21 protein-coding genes are annotated in these 19995 nt (G+C 72.3%); 10 read left to right on the top strand and 11 right to left on the bottom strand.

The window, feature by feature from the left end; translation table 11 throughout:
* Nucleotides 1–4: 4 nt before the first annotated feature.
* From ACBR40_RS41905 to ACBR40_RS41895, 3 genes are read right to left on the bottom strand one after another with little or no spacing between them, the layout of a single operon-like run.
* Entirely contained in the window at nucleotides 5–448 is a 444-nt protein-coding gene (locus tag ACBR40_RS41905; RefSeq protein WP_364456526.1) for an SRPBCC domain-containing protein, read from the bottom strand.
* Nucleotides 432–767 carry a metalloregulator ArsR/SmtB family transcription factor gene (locus tag ACBR40_RS41900; protein ID WP_344205860.1) on the bottom strand — a complete coding sequence of 112 codons (336 nt, stop codon included), beginning with the start codon at nucleotides 765–767 and terminating at the stop codon, nucleotides 432–434. Before ACBR40_RS41900 ends, ACBR40_RS41905 begins: the two co-directional genes overlap by 17 nt.
* The gene (locus tag ACBR40_RS41895) at nucleotides 764–1117 is read right to left on the bottom strand and encodes a VOC family protein (protein WP_371252333.1); all 354 of its coding nucleotides are present in this window, start codon (nucleotides 1115–1117) and stop codon (nucleotides 764–766) included. The genes ACBR40_RS41900 and ACBR40_RS41895 overlap by 4 nt, the downstream gene beginning before the upstream one ends.
* 109 nt (nucleotides 1118–1226) lie before the next feature.
* On the opposite strand from ACBR40_RS41895, the gene ACBR40_RS41890 reads away from it, so the two are divergent.
* The gene (locus ACBR40_RS41890) at nucleotides 1227–1904 is read left to right on the top strand and encodes a permease prefix domain 1-containing protein (RefSeq protein WP_371252332.1); all 678 of its coding nucleotides are present in this window, start codon (nucleotides 1227–1229) and stop codon (nucleotides 1902–1904) included.
* 33 nt (nucleotides 1905–1937) lie between these two features.
* Here the strand turns inward: ACBR40_RS41890 and ACBR40_RS41885 are convergent, their stop codons facing one another.
* Nucleotides 1938–2273 carry a helix-turn-helix transcriptional regulator gene (locus ACBR40_RS41885; RefSeq protein WP_344205856.1) on the bottom strand — a complete coding sequence of 112 codons (336 nt, stop codon included), beginning with the start codon at nucleotides 2271–2273 and terminating at the stop codon, nucleotides 1938–1940.
* Between the two features lie 111 nt (nucleotides 2274–2384).
* On the opposite strand from ACBR40_RS41885, the gene ACBR40_RS41880 reads away from it, so the two are divergent.
* From ACBR40_RS41880 to ACBR40_RS41845, 8 genes are all read left to right on the top strand, one after another.
* Nucleotides 2385–3551 carry a cytochrome ubiquinol oxidase subunit I gene (locus tag ACBR40_RS41880; protein WP_371252331.1) on the top strand — a complete coding sequence of 389 codons (1167 nt, stop codon included), beginning with the start codon at nucleotides 2385–2387 and terminating at the stop codon, nucleotides 3549–3551.
* Nucleotides 3552–3562: 11 nt separating this feature from the next.
* A complete protein-coding gene (locus tag ACBR40_RS41875; RefSeq protein WP_371252330.1) occupies nucleotides 3563–4327 on the top strand; it encodes a cytochrome d ubiquinol oxidase subunit II in 765 nt (254 codons plus the stop codon).
* Nucleotides 4328–4333: 6 nt separating this feature from the next.
* Entirely contained in the window at nucleotides 4334–6070 is a 1737-nt protein-coding gene (gene cydD / locus ACBR40_RS41870; RefSeq protein WP_371252329.1) for a thiol reductant ABC exporter subunit CydD, read from the top strand.
* Nucleotides 6067–7755 carry a thiol reductant ABC exporter subunit CydC gene (gene cydC, locus ACBR40_RS41865; protein WP_371252328.1) on the top strand — a complete coding sequence of 563 codons (1689 nt, stop codon included), beginning with the start codon at nucleotides 6067–6069 and terminating at the stop codon, nucleotides 7753–7755. Before cydD ends, cydC begins: the two co-directional genes overlap by 4 nt.
* A gap of 82 nt (nucleotides 7756–7837) precedes the next feature.
* Nucleotides 7838–8461, top strand: a complete 624-nt coding sequence (locus ACBR40_RS41860) for a hypothetical protein (RefSeq protein ID WP_344205848.1) — start codon at nucleotides 7838–7840, stop codon at nucleotides 8459–8461.
* Nucleotides 8458–8781 carry a transcriptional regulator gene (locus ACBR40_RS41855; protein WP_344205846.1) on the top strand — a complete coding sequence of 108 codons (324 nt, stop codon included), beginning with the start codon at nucleotides 8458–8460 and terminating at the stop codon, nucleotides 8779–8781. The genes ACBR40_RS41860 and ACBR40_RS41855 overlap by 4 nt, the downstream gene beginning before the upstream one ends.
* Nucleotides 8778–9671, top strand: coding sequence for an ABC transporter ATP-binding protein (locus tag ACBR40_RS41850; RefSeq protein WP_371252326.1), 894 nt, complete (start codon nucleotides 8778–8780; stop codon nucleotides 9669–9671). Before ACBR40_RS41855 ends, ACBR40_RS41850 begins: the two co-directional genes overlap by 4 nt.
* Complete coding sequence (locus ACBR40_RS41845; RefSeq protein WP_371252324.1) at nucleotides 9664–10404, top strand: ABC transporter permease; 741 nt, start codon at nucleotides 9664–9666, stop codon at nucleotides 10402–10404. The genes ACBR40_RS41850 and ACBR40_RS41845 overlap by 8 nt, the downstream gene beginning before the upstream one ends.
* Before the next feature lie 67 nt (nucleotides 10405–10471).
* Here the strand turns inward: ACBR40_RS41845 and ACBR40_RS41840 are convergent, their stop codons facing one another.
* The 6 genes from ACBR40_RS41840 to ACBR40_RS41815 all read right to left on the bottom strand — a co-directional run bounded on the left by ACBR40_RS41840 (nucleotide 10472) and on the right by ACBR40_RS41815 (nucleotide 16189).
* Nucleotides 10472–11716, bottom strand: coding sequence for a S1C family serine protease (locus ACBR40_RS41840; RefSeq protein ID WP_371252323.1), 1245 nt, complete (start codon nucleotides 11714–11716; stop codon nucleotides 10472–10474).
* Between the two features lie 117 nt (nucleotides 11717–11833).
* Nucleotides 11834–12049, bottom strand: a complete 216-nt coding sequence (locus ACBR40_RS41835; RefSeq protein WP_344205840.1) for a hypothetical protein — start codon at nucleotides 12047–12049, stop codon at nucleotides 11834–11836.
* A 54-nt stretch (nucleotides 12050–12103) separates the two neighbouring features.
* Nucleotides 12104–13639: an acyl-CoA synthetase gene (locus ACBR40_RS41830; protein ID WP_344205839.1), complete on the bottom strand. Its 1536-nt coding sequence runs from the start codon at nucleotides 13637–13639 to the stop codon at nucleotides 12104–12106.
* Nucleotides 13640–13726: 87 nt separating this feature from the next.
* Complete coding sequence (locus ACBR40_RS41825) at nucleotides 13727–14572, bottom strand: MetQ/NlpA family ABC transporter substrate-binding protein (RefSeq protein WP_344205837.1); 846 nt, start codon at nucleotides 14570–14572, stop codon at nucleotides 13727–13729.
* Between the two features lie 10 nt (nucleotides 14573–14582).
* Nucleotides 14583–15239, bottom strand: coding sequence for a methionine ABC transporter permease (locus ACBR40_RS41820; protein ID WP_177240815.1), 657 nt, complete (start codon nucleotides 15237–15239; stop codon nucleotides 14583–14585).
* The gene (locus ACBR40_RS41815) at nucleotides 15236–16189 is read right to left on the bottom strand and encodes a methionine ABC transporter ATP-binding protein (RefSeq protein WP_371252322.1); all 954 of its coding nucleotides are present in this window, start codon (nucleotides 16187–16189) and stop codon (nucleotides 15236–15238) included. The genes ACBR40_RS41820 and ACBR40_RS41815 overlap by 4 nt, the downstream gene beginning before the upstream one ends.
* A 380-nt stretch (nucleotides 16190–16569) precedes the next feature.
* Between ACBR40_RS41815 and ACBR40_RS41810 the strand changes: the two genes are divergently transcribed.
* Nucleotides 16570–17004 (top strand): helix-turn-helix domain-containing protein, encoded by a 435-nt coding sequence (locus ACBR40_RS41810; RefSeq protein ID WP_364456556.1) that lies wholly within the window; start codon nucleotides 16570–16572, stop codon nucleotides 17002–17004.
* Between the two features lie 103 nt (nucleotides 17005–17107).
* Here the strand turns inward: ACBR40_RS41810 and lon are convergent, their stop codons facing one another.
* Nucleotides 17108–19465 carry an endopeptidase La gene (gene lon, locus ACBR40_RS41805; protein WP_371252321.1) on the bottom strand — a complete coding sequence of 786 codons (2358 nt, stop codon included), beginning with the start codon at nucleotides 19463–19465 and terminating at the stop codon, nucleotides 17108–17110.
* Between the last annotated feature and the right edge of the window lie 530 nt (nucleotides 19466–19995).

The following is a 19995-nucleotide window of genomic DNA, read 5'->3' as shown; positions in this document are numbered from 1 at the left end:
CCCGTCAGAGCGCGTCGACGATCTCGGCGATGCGCCGGTAGGCCGCCGAGCGCCAGCCGCCGCCCATGATGCGGCGCGACATCTGCTGCAGCTCGTCTTCGGGGTCGAAGCCCTCGTGGTCGAGGAACAACCGGGTGCCGCGGCCCTCGGGCTCCAGCCGCCAGGTGACGGTCCAGTCGGCGCTCCCGCCGTCGCGCCAGCTCAGCTTCAGCAGCCGCTCCGGCTCCAGCTCCAGCACCTCGCAGTGCACCACGCCGTCGAAGCCGACGGACTTCTTCGGCGTCGTACGGAAGGTGAAGCGGTGCCCGACCTCCGGCCGGAAGTCGCCGGGCATGAGCCATTTGGCGATCAGGTCGGGCTCGGTCAGCGCCCGCCACACCTTGGCGGGCGGGTGCGCGATGAACTGGTCGAGCCTGATCGCGGTGCGGTCCTCAGCGGGAGCCGGCATCGTCGTCCTCCATCTCGTCGAGCAGGGTGGTCAGCGCGGCGAGCCTCTCGCGCCAGAAGCGTTCGTACGGCGAGAGCCAGTCACGGATCTCCATCAGCGGCGCGGGCTCCAGCCGGTAGAGCCGTTCCCTGCCCTTCCGCGTCTCGGCGACCAGCCCGGCGTCCCTGAGCACCTTCAGGTGCTCCGACACGCTGGGCCGGCTCATGGCGAACCGCTCGGCCAGCCGCCCGGCGGGCTGGCCGTCCTCCTCCAGCAGCAGGCGCAGCAGCTCGCGCCGGGCGGGGCTGGCGAGGGCGGCGAAGACGTGGTCGGCGCTCATGCCTGAGTGACGACGAAGCCGTTGCCGAACGGGTCGTGGAACAGCAGTTGCCGTCCCCAGGGCTGCTCGCTCGGGCCCTCGGCCTCGACGCCGTGCTCGCGCAGCCGCGCGGCCAGCTCGTCGAGGTCGGGCGCGGCCACGACGAGGCCGCCGATCGGGGCCATGCCGGGGAACCAGGAGGCGAGCAGGAGCGCGGTCTCGCCGCCCTTGGGGGCGACGGTGAGCCAGCGGCCCATCGGGAACGGGTTGTCGGCGCGCACGTCGAAGCCGAGGACGCCGGCGTAGAACTCCAGCGCCCGCTCCTGGTCGGCGACGGGCACGGTGACGGTCTGGATCGCGGAAATCAGCATGTCCGCCACTATATGTAGGATTTTTCCTACATGACAAGCCCCGACGGAGCCGCATATCAGGGAATTCCCGGAGTGACCGGCGGCAGGGGCCCTCCGTACAATCGGGATCATGCGCATCGACGACTACGTGGCCGAGCTGAACCGCGCGCTCGCCGGCCCGCCCGGTCCCCGGCGGGACCTGATCGTCGAGGCGCGCGACAGCCTCACCGACGCCGCCGACGCGCTGGAGGCCGAGGGCCTGGACCGGGCGGAGGCGGAGCGGGTGGCGGTGGCCGGGTTCGGGCCGGTCGAGGAGATCGCCCCGGGCTACCAGGCGGAGCTGACCTGCGCCGCCGGGCGGCGGCTCGGCACCCTGCTGTTCGTGGGCGTGCCGATCACCGTGCTCATGTGGTCGATGCTGTGGCGGCTCTACCCGGCGACCGAGACCGCCTGGCTGGCCAAGCCCGGCTGGTACGTAGCGGTCTCACGGCTGCTCGACGCCGCGCAGCTCGCCGTCGGCCTGTACGGCGGGCTGGTGCTGCTCGCCCTGGGCCGGGGCGCGCGGTGGATCCGCCGGCCGCGCCTGCTCACCAGGTCGCTGGCGGTGACGGTGTGGGTCTCGCTGCCGGTCACGAGCGGGCTGGGCCTGCTGCTGACGTACGGCGCGGACCAGACCAACACGCTCTCCCCTCTGCCGACGCTGCTGGCCAACCTGGTGACCGCCGCGCTGTGGGGGCTGCAGATCTATGGGGCGTCCCGCTGCCTGCGCCTCACCCGCCCCGTCGTGACGCCCTGCCCGGCAGCCTGAGCCCGCCAGTCCGAGCGCGCCAGTCTGAGCCCGTCAGCCTGAGGCCGGGGTCTCGGGACGCAGCACGCCGCCGATGACGCTGGCGAACTCGCGCCAGGCCGAGCGCTCCCCTTCGAGCTGCCTCCTGCCCGAGTCCGTGAGCCGGTAGGTGCGCCGCTTGCGCCCGCCCACGGTCGCCCATTCGCTGGACAGGTGGCCGATGCGCTCCAGCCGGCGCAGCGCCGGGTAGACCGTGCCGGTCGGCACGCTCAGCGCGCCGCCGCTGCGCTCCTGCAGCGCCTCGATGATGGCGTAGCCGTGCAGCGGCTCGCGCTCCAGCACCGCGAGCAGGAGTGCGTCCATGTGCCCGCGCAGCGCGTCCGGATTCATGTCTCAGATCTTAGGCAACCGATCGTCATATAGACAGCCTACATGTAGGCCGTCTATATGTAGAGTGTCTATATGTAGGCAGACACAACTACGGATCGGACCGGAGCCGGAATGGACGTACTCGACCTGGCACGCACCCAGTTCGCCGTGACCGGCGGGCTGCACTTCCTGTTCGTCGTGCTCACGCTGGGGATGGCGCCGCTGGTCGCGCTCATGCACACCCGCTGGGCGATGACGGGCCGGCCGCTCCACGAGGCGATGACCCGCTTCTGGGGGCAGATCTACGTCATCAACTACGCGCTCGGCATCGTGACCGGGCTGGTGATGGAGTTCCAGTTCGGCCTGGCGTGGAGCGGGCTGTCCCACTACGCCGGGGACGTCTTCGGCGCGCCGCTCGCCATGGAGACGCTGCTGGCCTTCTTCCTGGAGTCCACGTTCCTCGGGCTGTGGATCTTCGGCTGGGGCCGGCTGCCGCGGTGGCTGCACCTGGCGTGCATCTGGCTCGTGACGCTCACCGCGTACGCGAGCGCGTTCTTCATCATGCTGGCCAACTCGTTCCTGCAGAACCCGGCCGGGTCCGTCGCCCGCGACGGCCGGCTGGAGCTGGTCGACTTCGGGGCGCTGCTGACCAACAAGGCGCTGGTGTTCTCCTTCCCGCACGTCGTGGCGGCCGGGCTGTTCACCGGCGGCATGGTGCTGGTCGGGGCGAGCGCGTACATGCTGCGGCGGCGCACCGAGCAGGTCGAGTTCTTCACCCGCTCGATGCGGCTCGGCGTGGTGACGGCCGCGATCGGCATCACGTTCACGATGGGCTTCGGCTACGCGCAGTTCGCCGGGGTGCAGGACGGCAAGTGGGACAACGTCGGAGCGGCGATCGGGCTGGCCCTCATGATGGAGGTCGGGCAGCTGCTCGGGCTGGTCGTGCTGCTCGTCATGCTGCCGCTGATCCGCTTCCTGCCGCGCTGGCGGTGGACGTATCCGCTGCTCGTCGCGATGACGCCGCTGCCGTTCGTGCTGTCCATCGCCGGGTGGGTGGCCAGGGAGGTCGGGCGGCAGCCGTGGATGATCTGGGGCAAGTTGACCGTCGCCGACGCCATGACGCCCGGGCTCACGGCGGGCATGGTCACCGCCTCGCTGATCGGGTTCGCGGGCGTGCTGGGGCTGCTCGCGGTCGTCGACTACGTGCTCATCGCGCGGACGATCCGGCGCGGGCCACGTGAGCCCGACCTCGGCGCCGGCGTGCCCGGCGAGACCCGCACCCCCGCGCTGAGCCTCTAGGGAGGACTGACATGGAAGTGATCTGGTTCGCCTTCTTCGCGGTGCTGCTGGTCGGCTACTTCGCGCTGGAGGGCTTCGACCTCGGGGTCGGGCTGCTGCTGCCGCTGCTCGGGCGCACCCGCGAGGGGCGCGACCGCATGGTGGCGGCGATGGCGCCGTACGTGCTGGCCAACGAGGTGTGGCTGGTGGCCGTGGCCGGGACGCTGTTCGGGGTCTATCCGGCGCTGGAGGGCGAGGTGCTGTTCGCGCTCTACCCGGTCGTGGTGGCGATGCTGCTGAGCTGGGTGCTGCGCGACGCCGGCCTGTGGTTCCGCCGCCGCGCGGACGGGCGGGGGTGGCGCGGTTTCTGGGACGCGATGATCGCCTTCGGGTCGCTGGGGCTGTCGTTCGGATGGGGCATGGCGCTGTACGCCGCGGCCACCGGGTTCGCCGCCGGGCCGATGCATCCGCTGGGGCTGATGCTGGGCATGGTGGTGACGCTGCTGTTCGCCTGGCACGGGTGGACGTTCCTGGCCTGGCGGACGCCGGGCGAGTTCGGCGCGGCCCGGCCGGGGCGGGCGCTGGTCGTGTCGGGGATCGTGGCGGCGTTGCCCGCGGCCGGGGTGCTGGCCGGGGCGATGCCGTACCTGGTCGAGCACAGTGCGTCGGCCGCTACGTTGAATGTGCTCAGTCTCATGGTCCTGCCGTTCGCACCCATCATGCTGGGCGCGCAACTATGGGTATGGCGCACTTTCCGCCCAGGGAAGGACGCCTTCCGGCTCCCGTCGTTCTTCTGAGGACACGTGCACAAGGATCTTCTGCGGCTCATGCGGGCCGAGCGGGCGGTACGCCTCCACCTGGCCGTCACGCTGGTGGCGGCCGTACTGGCCGGGCTGCTCGTGCTGGTCCAGGCCGAGCTGCTGGCCGGCGTGCTGTCCGGCCGCTTCACCGCCGCCGCGCTGGCGGCGGTGGCCGCCGTCGTCGGGGTGCGGGCGCTGCTCGCCTGGACGCAGGGGGTCTTCGCCGGGCGCACCGCGACCGGCGTGAAGTCGGCGCTGCGCCGCCGGCTGCTGGCCCGGCTGCGCGAGCTGGGTCCCGGAGGGCTGGCCGCGCACCGCTCGGGCGAGCTGGTCACGCTGACCGGGCGCGGCCTCGACGGCCTGGACGCCTACCTCACCGGCTACCTGCCGTCGATCGCCGTGGCCGGGGTGGTGCCGATCGCCGTGCTGGTCCGGCTGTTCGCCGCCGACCTCGCCAGCGCCGTCATCGTGCTCGTCACGCTGCCGCTCATCCCGATCTTCGGCGCGCTGGTCGGCATGACGACCAAGGCGGTCACCGAACGTCAGTACCTCGCGCTGTCGCGGCTCGGCGGGCACTTCCTCGACGTCGTACGCGGCCTGCCCACCCTGCGCGCCTTCGGCCGGGCCCGCTACCAGGCCGGCGTCATCCGGCAGGTGGCCGAGGCCCACCGGAGCGCGACCATGCGCACGCTGCGGGTGGCGTTCCTGTCGTCGCTGGTGCTGGAGCTGTGCGCGTCGCTGTCGCTGGCGCTGGTGGCGGTGCCGATCGGGCTGCGGCTGCTCGGCGGCTCTCTGGACCTCACGACGGCGCTGCTGGTGCTGCTGCTGGCGCCGGAGGCGTACCTGCCGCTGCGGGCCATGGGGACGCGCTTCCACGCCTCCATGGAGGGCGTGGCGGCGGCCGACGCGGCCTTCGCCGTGCTGGACACGACCGGGGACGACGCACGGCGTGAGGTCGCCGGCCGGGCCGCGCCGCGCTCGGCGGGCCCGCCGGAGATCCGGCTGGAGAACGTCACCGTACGCTATCCGGGACGCGAGGCCGCCGCGCTGGAGGACGTCACGCTCACCATCGCGCCCGGGGAGCGGGTGGCGCTGGTGGGCGAGAGCGGCGGCGGCAAGAGCACGCTGCTGCACCTGCTGCTCGGGTTCGTGGAGCCGGCCGCGGGCCGGGTGCTCGTGGACGGCGCCGACCTGCGGGAGCTGGACCCGGCGGCGTGGCGGGCGCGGCTGGCGTTCGTGGCGCAGCGGCCACACCTGTTCGCGACGTCGGTCGCGGACAACATCCGCCTCGGCGCGCCCGGGGCCTCCGACGAGGACGTACGCCGCGCCGCCGAGGCAGCCCACGCCGACTTCGTGGCCGCGCTCCCCCAGGGCTTCGCGACCGTGCTCGGCGAGCGGGGCGCGAACCTGTCGGCCGGGCAGCGTCAACGGGTGGCGCTGGCCCGTGCCTTCTGCCGGCCCGAGGCGTCCGTGCTGCTCCTGGACGAGCCCACGGCCCGCCTGGACGGGCGCAGCGAGGCGGCGGTGGTGGCGGGCACGGCCGAGCTGGCACGGGGCCGTACGGCCGTCATCGTCGCCCATCGGCCGGCGATGATCGACTTGGCCGACCGCATCATCCGCCTGCACGCGGGCCGCGTCGTCGCCGACACCGCGGACGCCGGGCCGGGCACCGAGTCGGGCACCGGGCGGCAGGGTGAGCGCGTGGCGGTCGTACAGGGCGAGAGCGGGGTCGAGGCATGAGGCGGGTCATGGGCAAGCGGCTGGTGTGGGCCGTGCTGGCCGGGGCGGCGGCGGATCTGGCCGGGCTCGGCCTGATCGCGGCGGCCGCCTGGCTGATCACCAGGGCCGCCCAGCAGCCGCCGCTGGCCGCGCTGAGCGTGGCGATCGTGGCGACCAGGGCGTTCGCGACGAGCAAGGGCGTCTTCCGCTACGTCGAGCGCCTCACCGGCCACGACGTGGCCCTGCGCGCCCAGGCCGGCACCCGCGAGGACCTCTACGGCGCGCTGATCCCGCCGCAGCGGCCCCGTCACGGCGGCGCCGACCTGCTGAGCCGCATGGTGGACGACACCGAGGCGGTGCAGGACCTGCTGGTGCGCTGCCTGCTGCCGGCCGCCGCGGCGGCCGTGGCCGGGCTGGCGGCCGTGATCGTCGGGCTGACCATCCTGCCTCTCGCGGCGCTGGTGCTGGTGGCCGGGCTGGCGCTGGCCGGGCTCGCGCTGCCCGCGGGCACGGCGGCGGCCGCCCGCCGCTGGGCGGCGAGGATCGCGCCGGCCCGCGCCGAGCTGGCGGGCCGGGTGGCGGACCTGGTGCACGGCTCGGCGGACCTGGCCGCGTACGGGGCCGACGAGGCGGCCCTGCGCCGGGCGGAGGCCGCCGACGAGGCGCTGGCCGCGCTCGAACGCCGTCAGGCCCGCGTGCACGCCGCCGCGCTCGCCGGGGGCACCCTGCTGCAGGGCCTGACCGTCGCCGCCGTGGTGCTGCTCGCCCAGGGCGCGCAGGTGGGCTCGGTCGGCACGGCGGTGCTCGCGCTGACCGCGCTGGTGTCGTTCGAGCCGGTGCTGCCGCTCGCGGCGGCGGGCGAGCGGATGGCGGGCATCACGGCGGCGCTGCGCCGGCTGCGCGAGGTGCGCGCCGCGGCCCCGGCCGTCGCCGACCCGGCCGCCCCCGCGCCGCGGCCGGAGTCCCCGCTGACCGTCGAGGTCGAGGACCTGGTCGTCCGCCACTCCCCCGCCCCCGAGGAGACCCGGCCCGCGCTGGACGGCGTGTCGCTGCGGCTCACGCCCGGCCGGCGGGTCGCGATCGTCGGGCCGAGCGGCGCGGGCAAGAGCACCCTGCTGGCGGCGCTGATGCGGCTGGTGGAGCCGGAGTCCGGGCGCATCACGGTCAACGGCGCGGACGTCCGCGACCTGGCCGGCGACGACGTGCGGGAGCTCATGACCGGGCTCACCCAGGACCCGTACATCTTCCGTACGACGTTGCGCGACAACCTGCGCCTGGCCGGCCCCGACGCCGGCGACGAGCGGCTGCGCCGGGCCGTGGACGACGCCCGGCTCGGCGACTGGGTGGAGCGCACCGGCTGGGACGCCGAGCTGGGCGAGGACGGCAGGACCGTCTCGGGCGGCCAGCTCCAGCGTCTGGCCCTGGCGCGGGCCCTGCTGTACGACCCGCCGGTGCTCCTGCTGGACGAGCCCGCCGAGGCCCTGGACGAGGAGACCGCCGACCGGCTGATGGCCGACCTGCTCGACGTCACCAGGGACCGTACGACGTTGCTGGTCACCCACCGCCTCAAGGGCCTGGAGTCGGTGGACGAGGTCGTGGTGCTGGAGGAGGGCCGGGTCACCCAGCGCGGCCGGCACGACGAGCTGGTGGCCGTCCCCGGCTACTACCGCGACCTGTGGGAGTCCGAGGTCCTCACCCGGAGATAGCCGGCCCCGAGCGGCCGGACGTTGTGTTGGCGGCGCAATCAGGTTTATGATTCAAACCAGTTTGGCCGACCGAGGAGTTTACGTGCTTGATGACGACGAGCGGCCGCCCACCCCCGAGGAGACGCTGCGCGTCATCGAGGCTCAGCAGGCCGCCGCGGCCCGGCACATCTACATCGACCCGCTGCTGCTCTACCTGCCCTGGGGGGTCGCCTGGCTGGTCGGGTTCACCGCCCTGTTCCTGCACCTCGGGCTCGACGGCCGGTCCTACGCGCCGATCAGCCAGGGCGCGGCGGTGTCCCTGCTGACCGCCGCCCAGCTCGTGGCCGGCACGGTGGCCGCCTACGGCATCACCCGCGCCAACCGGCAGGTCCGCGGCACGACCAGGGACCGGGGGTCGATGTACGGCTGGGCGTGGTTCGCCGGGATCGCGCTGACGGCCGTGCTCGACGTCCGGCTCTCGCCCCTTCTGCCGCCGGCGGAGAGCCAGCTGCTCTGGGGCGGCTCGATGCTGACGATCGTGGCGGTGCTCTACATGGTGGGCGGCGCCGTGTGGTCCAGCCGCCAGATGTTCTCCGTCGGCCTCTGGACCGCCGCCGTCAACCTGCTGGGCGTCCTGCTCGGCGCCGGCTGGCACGCGCTGCTGACGGCGGTGCTGCTCGGCGGCGGGTTCATCGTGGCGGGCCTGTGGTGGAGGCGCCGCTCATGACGGCGGACCAGCCGCCGCCCGAGCTCGACCCGGTCATCCACGCGCAGGCGAGGCTGCGGGTGGTCGCCGCGCTCAACGTGCTCGGCGACGGGGACGAGATGACCTTCGGCGCGCTCAAGGACCTGCTCGGCATGACCGCCGGCAACCTCTCGGTCCACCTGACGAAGCTGGAGGAGGCGGAGTACGTCCGCATCACCAAGACCCACAGAGGCCGCACCCCGGTCACGTACGTCGCGCTGACGAGGCGCGGGCGGCTGGCCTTCGAGGACTACACCAGGGCCATCCGCGCCCTGATCGACCCCGCTGGAGGAACCACATGACAGTCCTCGCCAGGGCCGTCGAGGCCGGCCGCCGCTACGGCGACGTACTGGCACTCGACCGCGTCTCGCTGGACATCAGGGCCGGTGAGCTCGTCGGCCTGCTCGGCCCGAACGGCGCCGGCAAGTCCACCCTGATCAACCTGTTCGTCGGCCTGCGCCGCCCCTCCTCGGGCACGGTCGAGCTGCTCGGCGGCTCGCCGCTGGACCCGGCGCGGCGGCGGGCCGTCGGCGTGACCCCGCAGGAGACCGGCCTGCCCGAGTCGTTAAGGGTGGGCGAGATCATCGACTTCGTCTCCGCGCACTTCCCCGACCCGGTGGAGCGGGGCGAGCTGCTGGCCAGGTTCGGCCTGGACGACCTGGCGCGGCGGCAGGTCGGCGGCCTGTCGGGCGGGCAGCGGCGGCGGCTGGCCGTGGCGCTCGCCTTCGCCGGCCGCCCGCGCCTGGTCTTCCTGGACGAGCCCACCACCGGCCTCGACATCGAGGCCAGGCGGACGCTGTGGGACGGCATCAGGGCCTTCCAGCAGGAGGGCGGCACGGTGCTGGTGACCAGCCACTACCTGGAGGAGATCGAGGCCCTGGCCGAGCGGGTCGTGGTCATCGGCCACGGACGGGTGCTGGCCGATGACACGGTGGCCGCGGTACGCGACTTCGTGGGCGTCCGCAAGGTGTCGCTCACCGCTCCGGACCTGCCCGAGCTGCCCGGCGTCCTCGGCTCCGAGCGGCGCGACGGCCGGATCGAGCTGCTCACCGCCGACCCCGACCGGCTGGTGGTCGAGCTGGTGCGCAGCGGGGCCGCGTTCTCGGGGCTGGAGATCCGGCCCACCACCCTGGAGGAGGCCTTCCTGGCCCTCACCGCCACCTCCGGCCAGAAGGAGAGCACCCATGTCTAACCTGGTCGTCGCGCACACCCGCTATCTCCTGCTGGAGCAGATCAGGGTGCCGATCGGGCTGCTGGCCAGCTCGTTGTTCCCGGCCGTGTCGATGGTGGCGTTCGTGGTGCCGTTCGCCGGCCAGGACCCGGTGGCGGCGACCACCGCGACGGGCTCGCTGATGTTCTTCGGCTCGATGTCCGCGGCGCTGATCGGGCTCGCCATCTCGGTGTCGCAGGACCGCGAGCTGCCGTGGAACCCCTACCTGCGCACCCTGCCCGCCGGGCCGTTCCCGCGCTTCGCCGGGCGGATGCTCTCGACGCTCGCCGTGATGCTGGTGTCGGTGGTCCCCGTGATCGTGGTGGCCGCGCTGTTCACCGAGGCGACGATCACACCGGCGCGGCTGCTGCTCGGGCTGGGCACGCTGGTCGCGGGGAGCGTGCCGTTCATGCTGATGGGGCTGCTCGTCGGGCTGCTGCTGTCGTCGAAGGCCGCGATGGCGGTGGCGCAGGTGCTGTTCTTCCCGATGGCGATCGTGGGCGGGCTGCTGCTGCCGCCGCAGATCCTGCCGACGTTCGTGCAGGTCGTCTCGCCGTACGTGCCGACCAGGGGCGCGGCCGAGCTGATCTGGTGGGCGGTCGCCGGGACCACTCCCGGCACCGTGCCGCTGGTGATGCTGGCGGTCTGGACGGTCGCCATGGCGGTGGCCGCCGCGTGGGCGTACCGGCGGGACGAGGGCCGGCGTTTCTCCTGAATTGGGGGGGTGTGCCGCCGAGTCCGCAGCGATCTCGACGGCACACCCGTCCAAGAGGGGGTCCTTGTTATTTCTTCTCGACGAGGGTCACGGTGGCGTCGTGCGCCTGCCCGTCCCTCATATATGTGATCTTGACCGCTTGACCGGGTTTGAAACCTCTGACCTGTCCGACAACCGTATCGCCCCCGTCAACCGCCTTGTCGTTGATTTTGGTGATGAGGTCGCCCTGCCGCAGACCTGCCTTCTCCGCGGGGCTTCCGGCGGTGATCTCCCTGATCAGGGCGCCGGGAACGTCGCCTGTCGCGTCCGTCACACTCACGCCGAGGAAGGCGTGGGTGACCTTGCCGGAGCTGATGAGCTGGTCGGCCACCTGCTTGGCGGTGTTGACCGGGATGGCGAAGCCGACGCCGCCGCCGGCCGCCTCGGAGGCGATCGCGGTGTTGATGCCGATCAGCTCACCGGCCGCGTTGACCAGCGCGCCGCCCGAGTTGCCCGGGTTGATCGAGGCGTCGGTCTGGATGGCGCCGCCGATCGTGGTCGGCTCCTCGCTCTGGCCCTGCTGCTGCTCCTGGCCCCAGCCGGGCGGCAGCTGCTGGCGCTGCTCGCCGCCGACCGTCAGAGTGCGGTCCAGGGCGCTGACGATGCCCCGGGTGACGGAGCCGTCGAGACCGAGCGGGCTGCCGATGGCGAGCACGTCGTCGCCGACCTTGAGCTGGTCGCTGTCGCCGAGCGCGGCCTTGGTCAGCCCGGAGGCGCCCTCGGCGCGGATGACGGCGAGGTCGGTGGCCGGGTCGGTGCCGACCACACTGGCCTTGGCCGTCTTGCCGTCGCTGAACTTGACCGTCATCTGCCCGCCGCCCTGACCGGCGCCGACGACGACGTGGTTGTTGGTCAGGATGAGGCCGTCCTCCGACAGCACCACGCCGGATCCCTCACCGCTCTGCCCCTGGATCATCACCACGCTGGGCTGCACCTTGGCCGCCACCTCGGCGACGGTCAGATCGCTCGAGGCGGTCTTGAAGACGGGGCTCGGCGCGCTGGGGTTGGAGGTGGTGGTGACGGAGACGGGGTCGGGCTGGAACGCGTTGACGACGACACCGCCGACGATCCCGCCGCCGATGGCGGCTGCCGCCAGCGCGAGCCCGGCGACGGCCTTGCCGCCGTAGAAGGGCTTCTTCGGGGGCGCGGGGGGCGGCGGGGGCGGCTGCTCCATGATGATCGTGTCCCGCCGGGGAAAGCCCCCGGCGGCCGGCGGGGTGGCGCCGAACTGGCTCCAGCCGGTGCCCTGCTCGCGAGGCTCGTTCGCGTCCATCTGTCATCTCCTCGAGGGTTCTCTGACTCAAGGGTGCCAAGGCGCGCGTAAGACCTGGTTAAGCCTCTGATCAGAACTCCATGAGAAGGCCGATGGAGCGAGGTGCGCGTGCAGGCGTCAGGGGGACAGGACGCCGATCCCGCGCAGAACCCCCACGAGCAGGGTGACGGCGATGCTGGTGAAGAGCACCCAGATCCATACCTGCCGGTAGAGGCGGACCATCCGTCGTGCCTCACGCCATTCGCGCTCGCGGGCGCGTGCGGCGCGTAAGCGGGCGATGTGGGCGCGGCTCGTGACCTTCAGTCTGCTGCGGTCGATCTGCTGTACCGGCATGATCCCATCCTGACAGGACGGGGCGGCCGGGGAAACGGGCCGCCCCGCGCGGGTTCAGGAGCGGGCGGGCCAGTACTCGTCGCGCAGCAGGCGCTTGTAGAGCTTGCCCGTGGGGTGGCGCGGCAGCTCCTGGCGGAAGTCGATCGACTTCGGGCACTTGTAGTGGGCCAGGCGCTCGCGGCAGTACGCGATCAGCTCAGCCTCCAGCTCCGGCCCCGCCTCGTCCATGGAGACCGGCTCGACCACGGCCTTGACCTGCTCGCCCATCTCCTCGTCCGGCACGCCGAAGACGGCCACGTCGGCGACCTTGGGGTGCACCGACAGCACGTTCTCGGCCTCCTGCGGGTAGATGTTCACGCCGCCGGAGATGATCATGTACGAGCGGCGGTCGGTGAGGTAGAGGAAGCCGTCCTCGTCGAGGTAGCCGATGTCGCCGAGCGTGGTCCAGCCGCGGCCCTTCGGGTCCTGCGCGGAGCGGGTCTTGTCCGGGTCGCCGTGATACTCGAAACGGCCGCCGTTCTCGAAGAAGATGGTGCCGTGCGTGCCCGCGGGCACGTCCTCGCCGTCCTCGTCGCAGATGTGCACGACGCCGAGCAGGGAGCGGCCGACGGTGCCCTTGTGCTTGAGCCAGTCCTCGGGGCCGACGTAGAGGAAGCCGTTGCCCTCGGTGCCCGCGTAGTACTCGTGGATGATCGGCCCCCACCAGTCCATCATCTGCTCCTTGACGGGCACGGGGCAGGGCGCGGCGGCGTGGATGGCGTACTTGAGCGAGGACAGGTCGTACCTGGCCCGGGTCTCCTCGGGCAGCTTCAGCATCTTGATGAACATGGTCGGCACGAGCTGCGAGTGCGTGACCTTGTGGCGCTCCACCAGCGCCAGGTACTGCTCGGGGTCGAAGCGTTCCATGACCACGACCGTCGCGCCGAGGCGCTGAAACGTCATGCAGTAACGCAGCGGGGCCGCGTGGTAGAGGGGCGCGGGCGAGAGGTAGACGCTGTCGGTGGAGGGCGCGAACAGCGCCGAGATGAGCTGGAGCAGCATCCCGGGCTCCTCCAGGGGGCCGTGCGGCGCGGGCACCTTGACGCCCTTGGGCCGGCCGGTGGTGCCGGAGGAGTAGAGCATGTCGGCGCCGGTGCACTCGTCCTCGACCGGCGTCGTCGGCTGCCCGGCGACGGCCTCCTCGTACGACTCAAAGCCCTCGGCGACGCCGTCGATCATCAGGCGCAGCTCGACCTTGGGCGTGGCGTCGGCGATCGAGGCGGCCACGTCGGCCAGGTCCGCGCTGGAGATGAAGACCCGCGCGCCGCAGTTGTCCACGATGTACGCGAGCTCGTCGGTCTGCAGCCGGGAGCTGATGGGCGTGTAGTACAGACCCGACCGGTGCGCCGCCCAGGCGACGGACAGGAAGAGCGGGTGGTTGGTGAGCATGAACGCGATGTGGTCGCCCGGCCGTAGCCCGGCGGCGCGGAACAGGTGCGCCAGCCGGTTCGACTCCTCGTCCAGCTCGCGGTAGGTGACGATCCGCCCGGAGCCCGCCATGACCACAGCGGGCTTGTCGGGGGTGACTGCTGCGATGGCTCCCGGATGCATGACTAGAACAGTATTCGGTAGGCGGGCGGGCGCGCCAGCACGCGGACGCCGCCCGCCCGTCATCCTTCCCGGTCAAGCCGGGGGGACCTACTCGGCCGGGATGACCGAGCCCTCGTACTTCTGCTGGATGAACTCCTTGGTCTTCGGGTCCTGCAGCAGCTTGCCGAGGGTGACGATGCCGGCGTCCTTCTCGTGGCCGGCCTGCACGACGAGGCCGTTGACGTACGGGTTGCCCTCGGTCTTCTCCAGCGCGAGCGCCTGCGAGGCGGGCTTGAGCCCGGCCTCAAGGGCGTAGTTGCCGTTGATCACGGCGGCGTCCACGTCGTCCAGCGAACGCGGGAGCTGCGCCGCCTCCAGCGCCTTGAACGTCAGGTTCTTCGGGTTGGCGGCGACGTCGCGCTCGGTGGCCGCGGTGCCGACACCCTCCTTCAGCGTGACCACGCCGTTGTCGGCGAGCAGCTTGAGCGCGCGGCCGAGGTTGGTGGCGTCGTTGGGCAGGGCCACCGTGGCGCCGCTCGGCAGCGCGGACAGCTCGGTGACCTTCTTGGAGTAGAGGCCCAGCGGCTCCAGGTGCACGGGGGTGGCGAAGGCCAGCTTGGTGCCCTTGGAGGCGTTGAAGTCGTCCAGGTACGGCTTGTGCTGGAAGAAGTTGGCGGTGAGCTGCCCCTCGTCGAGCTGCACGTTCGGCTGCACGTAGTCCGTGAACTCCACGATCTCCAGCTTGAGCCCGGCGGCGGGGGCCAGGTTCTCCTTGACGAAGTTCAGGATCTCCGCGTGCGGCACGGGGCTCGCGCCCACCTTGATCACGGTGTCGGCGGACTCGGCGGTCTTGCCGCCGGCCTCCGAGGCGGTGTCCGTCGCGGACTGCGACGTACCGCATGCGGCGAGCGACAACGACAGGGCGACGACGCCCAGGACACGACGGATGTTCATGATTTCTTCCTTACTTGTGCGATAGACGCCGGGCGACCCAGTCGCCCAGGCTCTGCAGGAGTTGCACGATGACGATGAGCAGCACGACGGTGACGATCATCAGCAGCGTCTCGAAGCGCTGGTAGCCGTAGCGGACGGCGAGGTCGCCGAGCCCGCCGCCGCCGAGCGTGCCGGCCATGGCGGAGTAGCCGATGAGCGCGACGACGGTCACCGTCAGCCCGGCGACCAGGCCGGGCAGGGCCTCGGGCAGCAGGACCTTGCGCACGACGGTGGCCCGGCTCGCGCCCATGGCCTGGGCGGCCTGGACGACGTCCGTCCCGACCTCGCGCAGCGCGGTCTCCACCAGCCGGGCGAAGAACGGCACCGCCCCGACGGTGAGCGGCACGACGAACGCGGCGGTCCCGATGGTGGTGCCGACGACCAGCCGGGTGAACGGGATGATCGCGATCATCAGCACGATGAACGGCAGCGACCGCCCGATGTTGACCACGAACCCGAGCACCGCCCGCAGCGCGGGCGCCGGCCGCAGCCCGCCCCGGTCGAGCACGACGAGCGCCACGCCGATCGGCAGCCCGAACAGCACGGTGAACAGCGTGGACCAGCCCACCATCTGGGCCGTCTCCACCGTCGCCGGCCACAGCAGCGGCAGCATCTCTTCCCAGGTCACGCGGCCTCCTCCACGATCAGTCCGGACTCACGCAGGTACGCGAGCGCGGCCCCGGCCTCCGGGCCGTCCAGCGCGACGCGCAGCCGCCCGACCGAGTCGCCGGCCAGCTCCTCGATCGAGCCGCCCAGGATGTTGAGGTCCACGTCGAACTTGCGCACGACCTCCGACACCACCGGCCGGCCCGCCTGGCCGGCGAACGTCAGCGTCACGGAACCGGCGGGCGCCGGCTCGGGCAGCGGGAAGATCTCCCTGGTCAGGCGGGATCCGGGGGTGCGGACGAGGTCGGCGATGGTCCCCGACTCCTCGACGCGCCCGCCGGACATGATGGCGACGGAGTCGCAGACGCTCTTGACCACGTTCATCTCGTGGGTGATGAGCAGGATCGTCAGGCCCAGCTCGGCGTTGAGCCGCTTGAGCAGGGCGAGGATCTGCTGCGTGGTGGCCGGGTCGAGCGCGGAGGTGGCCTCGTCCGACAGCAGCACCGACGGGTTGCCGGCGAGCGCGCGGGCGATGCCGACGCGCTGCTTCTGCCCGCCGGAGAGCTGGTGCGGGCGGTGCCCGCCGCGGCCCTCCAGCCCGACCAGCTCCAGCAGCTCGCCGACGCGGCGCTCGCGCTCGGCCCTGGACACGCCCATGATCTCCAGGGGGAACGCCACGTTGCCGGCGACCGTACGCGAGGACAGCAGCGCGAAGTGCTGATGGATCATGCCGATGCGGCGGCGGGCCCGGTTGAGCTCGGCCTCGCGCAGCGCGGTCAGGTCCTGACCGGTGACGGTGACGGTGCCCGCGTCGGGGCGTTCGAGCAGGTTGACGCAGCGCAGCAGCGTGCTCTTGCCCGCGCCGCTCTGGCCGAGCACGCCGAAGATCTCGCCTTCGCGCACGGTGAGGTCGACGCCGTCGAGCGCGACGACGTCGCCGTACTGCTTGCGCAGGCCGGAAGCCTGGATCACGGAAGAACTACCCCACGACTGAGGGCGGCCGGGGCCGCGGAGATGGACGACAACGGGCGGAGGAACCGGCCGGCGTCAGCGGGTGCCCGGAGGGAACGGCAGGTGGCTCAGCCTGCGCAGCACGAACACGGGGGCGATCATCAGGACCTTCGGGAGGAGAACGGGCGGGCGGGGGCGGTCGGGGTCAGCGGGCCGGCATTCGTCCCAAGCGCATGCGACAACACAGGGCCGCCCCGGGGGCGCCTTGGTGGTTCGCGTATGCCTCGTTCACGCCCGTGCAAACGGCTGGCGAGAAGCGCATATTCCGGACCACTCGCGTGATTCATGTCACGTCGGTCGTATCGGTGGAGATGCATCGGTAGCGATGTAACATGCGGGCCATGAACATCGCGAGGATGCGCAGACTCGGACGGCGGCTGGTGGAGCTCGCCAAGGCCACGGAGAGCGAGGCGGGCGAGCCGGTGCTCACCCCCGGCGAGGAGGCCGTCTTCGTGGACGTGCTCCGCCATCCGGACAGCGCGGTGCGCGAGATCCAGGCCCGCACCGGCTTCGCGCAGAGCCACGTGTCGGCGTCCGTGGCGCGCATGCGCGAGCGCGGCGTCCTGGAGACCAGGCCGGACCCGGGCGACGGCCGGCGTACGCAGGTGCGGGTGGCCGACCGGACCGTGCACGCGCTGTTCCGGCGGGCGACCAGCCCGGTGGACGAGGTGGTCGGGGCCGCCCTGCGCGACCCCGCCGACACGGCGCGGGTGGTCGCACTGCTGTCCGAGCTGGAGTCGTTGCTGATCACCGACGAGTCGCACGGCGCGGGCTGAAACAGGAACGCCCGCCGTCCCTCGGCGAGGGACGGCGGGCGTGGTCCCGCAAGACGTGGTCCCGCAACGCGTGGCCCCGCAAGGCGCGGCCACGCGGGACCGGTCAGGCCGCGACGGTGGTCCCGACCTGGGCCGGCGTCAGCGCGAGCTCCAGCACCTCGCGCACGTCGCTGACCGGGTGAATGGTCAGCTCGCTCCGGACCTCCTCGGGCACGTCGTCCAGGTCCGGCTCGTTACGGGCCGGGATCAGGACGGTGGTGATGCCCGCCCGGTGCGCGGCCAGCAGCTTCTGCTTGACGCCGCCGATCGGCAGGACCCGCCCGGTCAGCGAGATCTCACCGGTCATGGCCACGTCGCTGCGGACCAGCCGGCCGGACAGGAGCGAGGCCAGCGCGGTCGTCAGCGTCACGCCCGCCGAGGGACCGTCCTTAGGGACGGCGCCCGCGGGGAAGTGCACGTGCACCGACCGGTCCTTCAGCGCGGTGACCGGCAGCTCCAGCTCCGCGCCGTGCGAGCGCAGGTAGGACAGCGCGATCCTGGCCGACTCCTTCATCACGTCACCGAGCTGGCCGGTGAGCGTGAGCCCGGTCTCGCCGGTCTCCGGGTCGGCCAGCGACGCCTCCACGTAGAGGACGTCTCCCCCGGCCCCGGTGACGGCCAGGCCGGTGGCGACGCCCGGCACCGAGGTGCGCTGGGCGGTCTCCGGCAGCGAGGACTCCGGCACGAACCGCGGCCGGCCGAGGTATTCGACCAGGTCGGACTCGCCGACGGTGACCGGCAGCTCGTCCTTGGCGGCCACCTTGCGCAGCACCCGGCCGACCGCCCGCTCCAGCGAGCGCACGCCCGCCTCGCGGGTGTACTCGGCGGCCAGCCTGCGCAGCGCGGCCTCCTCGACGACGACCTCCTCGGCGCTCAGCCCGGCCAGCTCCCGCTGCCTGGGCAGCAGGTGGTCGCGGGCGATGGCGACCTTCTCGTCCTCGGTGTAGCCGTCGAGCGTGACGACCTCCATGCGGTCGAGCAGCGGGCCCGGGATGGCCTCCAGGACGTTCGCCGTCGCCAGGAAGAGCACGTCGGACAGGTCGAGCTCGACCTCGAGGTAGTGGTCGCGGAAGGTGTGGTTCTGCGCCGGGTCGAGCACCTCCAGCAGCGCGGCCGTCGGGTCGCCGCGGTAGTCGGCGCCGACCTTGTCGACCTCGTCGAGCAGGACGACCGGGTTCATCGAGCCGGCCTCGCGGATGGCACGGACCACGCGGCCGGGCAGCGCGCCGACGTACGTGCGGCGGTGGCCGCGAATCTCGGCCTCGTCGCGGACGCCGCCGAGCGCCACCCGGACGAACTTGCGGCCCATCGCGCGGGCCACGGACTCGCCCAGCGAGGTCTTGCCGACCCCGGGAGGGCCCGCGAGCGCGAGCACCGCGCCGCTGCGCCGGCCGCCGACGACGCCGAGGCCGCGCTCCTGGCGGCGCTTGCGCACGGCCAGGTGCTCGATGATGCGGTCCTTGACCTCCTTCAGCCCCGTGTGGTCGGCGTCGAGCACGGCCCGCGCACCGGTGATGTCGTAGTTGTCCTCGGTGCGGACGTTCCACGGCATGTCGAGGACGGTGTCGAGCCAGGTGCGGATCCAGCCGGTCTCGGGCGACTGGTCGGGCGTGCGCTCAAGCTTGTCGACCTCCTTGAGCGCGGCCTCGCGTACCTTGTCGGGCAGGTCGGCGGCCTCGACGCGGGAGCGGTAGTCCTCCTCCTCGGTCTCGGCGTCGCCGTTGAGCTCCTTGAGCTCCTTGCGTACGGCGGCGAGCTGCTGGCGCAGCAGGAACTCCCGCTGCTGCTTCTCCATGCCCTCCTGGACGTCCTTGCGGATCGTCTCGGCGACGTCCAGCTCGGCGAGGTGGTCGCGGGACCACTCGATCAGCCGGGCCAGCCGGTCGGCGGGGTCGGCCGCCTCCAGCAGCTCGACCTTCTGCGCCGTGGACAGCCAAGGGGTGTAGCCGGAGCTGTCGGCGAGCACCGACGGGTCGTCGATCTGGTTGACCTGGTCGACCACCTGCCAGGCGCCGCGCTTCTGCAAGATCGTGGTGGCCAGGGCCTTGTACTCCTTGGCCAGCTCGTGCGCGCGCTCGCTCGCCGGGACGGCGTCGATCGTGTGCGCCTCCACCCACAGTGCGGCGCCGGGGCCGGTCGTGCCGGCGCCCACGCGGACGCGGTCCACGCCGCGGACGACCGCCGCGGGCTCGCCTCCGGGAAGCCGCCCGACCTGCTCCACCACGGCGCGGACACCGGTGGCGCCGTAGCGGCCGTCGATGCGGGGAACGAGGAGCACCCGCGGCTTGTTGCCACCGGATGCACGGGCCGCGTCGATCGCCGCGCGCACCTCGGAGTCGGACAGGTCCAGCGGGACCACCATGCCCGGCAGGACCACCTCGTCGTCCAGCGGCAGGACCGGGAGGGTCAAGCTCTCACTCATGCGAACTCCAAAGGGTTGAGTTATACCGACTCAATCCATTGGAGCCGCCTAATGTTCCCTTTCTTGGTGATGTTCGCTCAGGGCGATCGTAATCATGTAAGCGGTACCTGGGGTTGAGGCAGGATCAGACCTCGGGGGGACGCGGGACGGACGGCGATGTCCGTAGCCTTGACCACGTGATCCACCGCCGGCGCGACTCCCGCACCTCCTCCCCACCGCCACCGCGGACCCACGAAGTCCGTGACGGCGGTCATGGGGCGGCGGACACGCACGGAGCGGCCGAAGCCGGCGACCACGCGCCCGTCCTCAGGGAACCTGATGACCACACGCCCGCTCCCAGCGAATTCGGCGACCACACACCCACACCTCAGGAACCTGGCGACTACACACCCGGCCCCGGGAAACCTGGCAACCGCACGCCTACACCTGGAGAACCTGGCGGCCACGAGCCCTCCGCCGGCGCAGCCCCTGCAGCAGGACGTGCGGCCGACGACGACGCCAGTCACCGCCCCAGTGCCGCGGGCGGCGGA

Origin of the sequence: Nonomuraea sp. AD125B (assembly GCF_041402765.1) — a bacterium.
Classification (GTDB): domain Bacteria; phylum Actinomycetota; class Actinomycetes; order Streptosporangiales; family Streptosporangiaceae; genus Nonomuraea; species Nonomuraea bangladeshensis.
This window is presented reverse-complemented; position numbering and strand designations above follow the sequence as displayed.

What these genes read in the sequence shown, in the direction of transcription:
- ACBR40_RS41890 (WP_371252332.1), top strand. Translation starts at nt 1,227, where the DNA reads ATGCGCATCGACGACTACGTGGCCGAGCTGAACCGCGCGCTCGCCGGC.
- ACBR40_RS41840 (WP_371252323.1), bottom strand. Translation starts at nt 11,716, where the DNA reads ATGGACGCGAACGAGCCTCGCGAGCAGGGCACCGGCTGGAGCCAGTTC.
- ACBR40_RS41885 (WP_344205856.1), bottom strand. Translation starts at nt 2,273, where the DNA reads ATGAATCCGGACGCGCTGCGCGGGCACATGGACGCACTCCTGCTCGCG.
- ACBR40_RS41855 (WP_344205846.1), top strand. Translation starts at nt 8,458, where the DNA reads ATGACGGCGGACCAGCCGCCGCCCGAGCTCGACCCGGTCATCCACGCG.
- cydC (WP_371252328.1), top strand. Translation starts at nt 6,067, where the DNA reads ATGAGGCGGGTCATGGGCAAGCGGCTGGTGTGGGCCGTGCTGGCCGGG.
- ACBR40_RS41900 (WP_344205860.1), bottom strand. Translation starts at nt 767, where the DNA reads ATGAGCGCCGACCACGTCTTCGCCGCCCTCGCCAGCCCCGCCCGGCGC.
- ACBR40_RS41905 (WP_364456526.1), bottom strand. Translation starts at nt 448, where the DNA reads ATGCCGGCTCCCGCTGAGGACCGCACCGCGATCAGGCTCGACCAGTTC.
- ACBR40_RS41845 (WP_371252324.1), top strand. Translation starts at nt 9,664, where the DNA reads ATGTCTAACCTGGTCGTCGCGCACACCCGCTATCTCCTGCTGGAGCAG.
- ACBR40_RS41875 (WP_371252330.1), top strand. Translation starts at nt 3,563, where the DNA reads ATGGAAGTGATCTGGTTCGCCTTCTTCGCGGTGCTGCTGGTCGGCTAC.
- ACBR40_RS41830 (WP_344205839.1), bottom strand. Translation starts at nt 13,639, where the DNA reads ATGCATCCGGGAGCCATCGCAGCAGTCACCCCCGACAAGCCCGCTGTG.
- ACBR40_RS41825 (WP_344205837.1), bottom strand. Translation starts at nt 14,572, where the DNA reads ATGAACATCCGTCGTGTCCTGGGCGTCGTCGCCCTGTCGTTGTCGCTC.
- ACBR40_RS41850 (WP_371252326.1), top strand. Translation starts at nt 8,778, where the DNA reads ATGACAGTCCTCGCCAGGGCCGTCGAGGCCGGCCGCCGCTACGGCGAC.
- ACBR40_RS41895 (WP_371252333.1), bottom strand. Translation starts at nt 1,117, where the DNA reads ATGCTGATTTCCGCGATCCAGACCGTCACCGTGCCCGTCGCCGACCAG.
- ACBR40_RS41880 (WP_371252331.1), top strand. Translation starts at nt 2,385, where the DNA reads ATGGACGTACTCGACCTGGCACGCACCCAGTTCGCCGTGACCGGCGGG.
- ACBR40_RS41835 (WP_344205840.1), bottom strand. Translation starts at nt 12,049, where the DNA reads ATGCCGGTACAGCAGATCGACCGCAGCAGACTGAAGGTCACGAGCCGC.
- ACBR40_RS41810 (WP_364456556.1), top strand. Translation starts at nt 16,570, where the DNA reads ATGAACATCGCGAGGATGCGCAGACTCGGACGGCGGCTGGTGGAGCTC.
- lon (WP_371252321.1), bottom strand. Translation starts at nt 19,465, where the DNA reads ATGAGTGAGAGCTTGACCCTCCCGGTCCTGCCGCTGGACGACGAGGTG.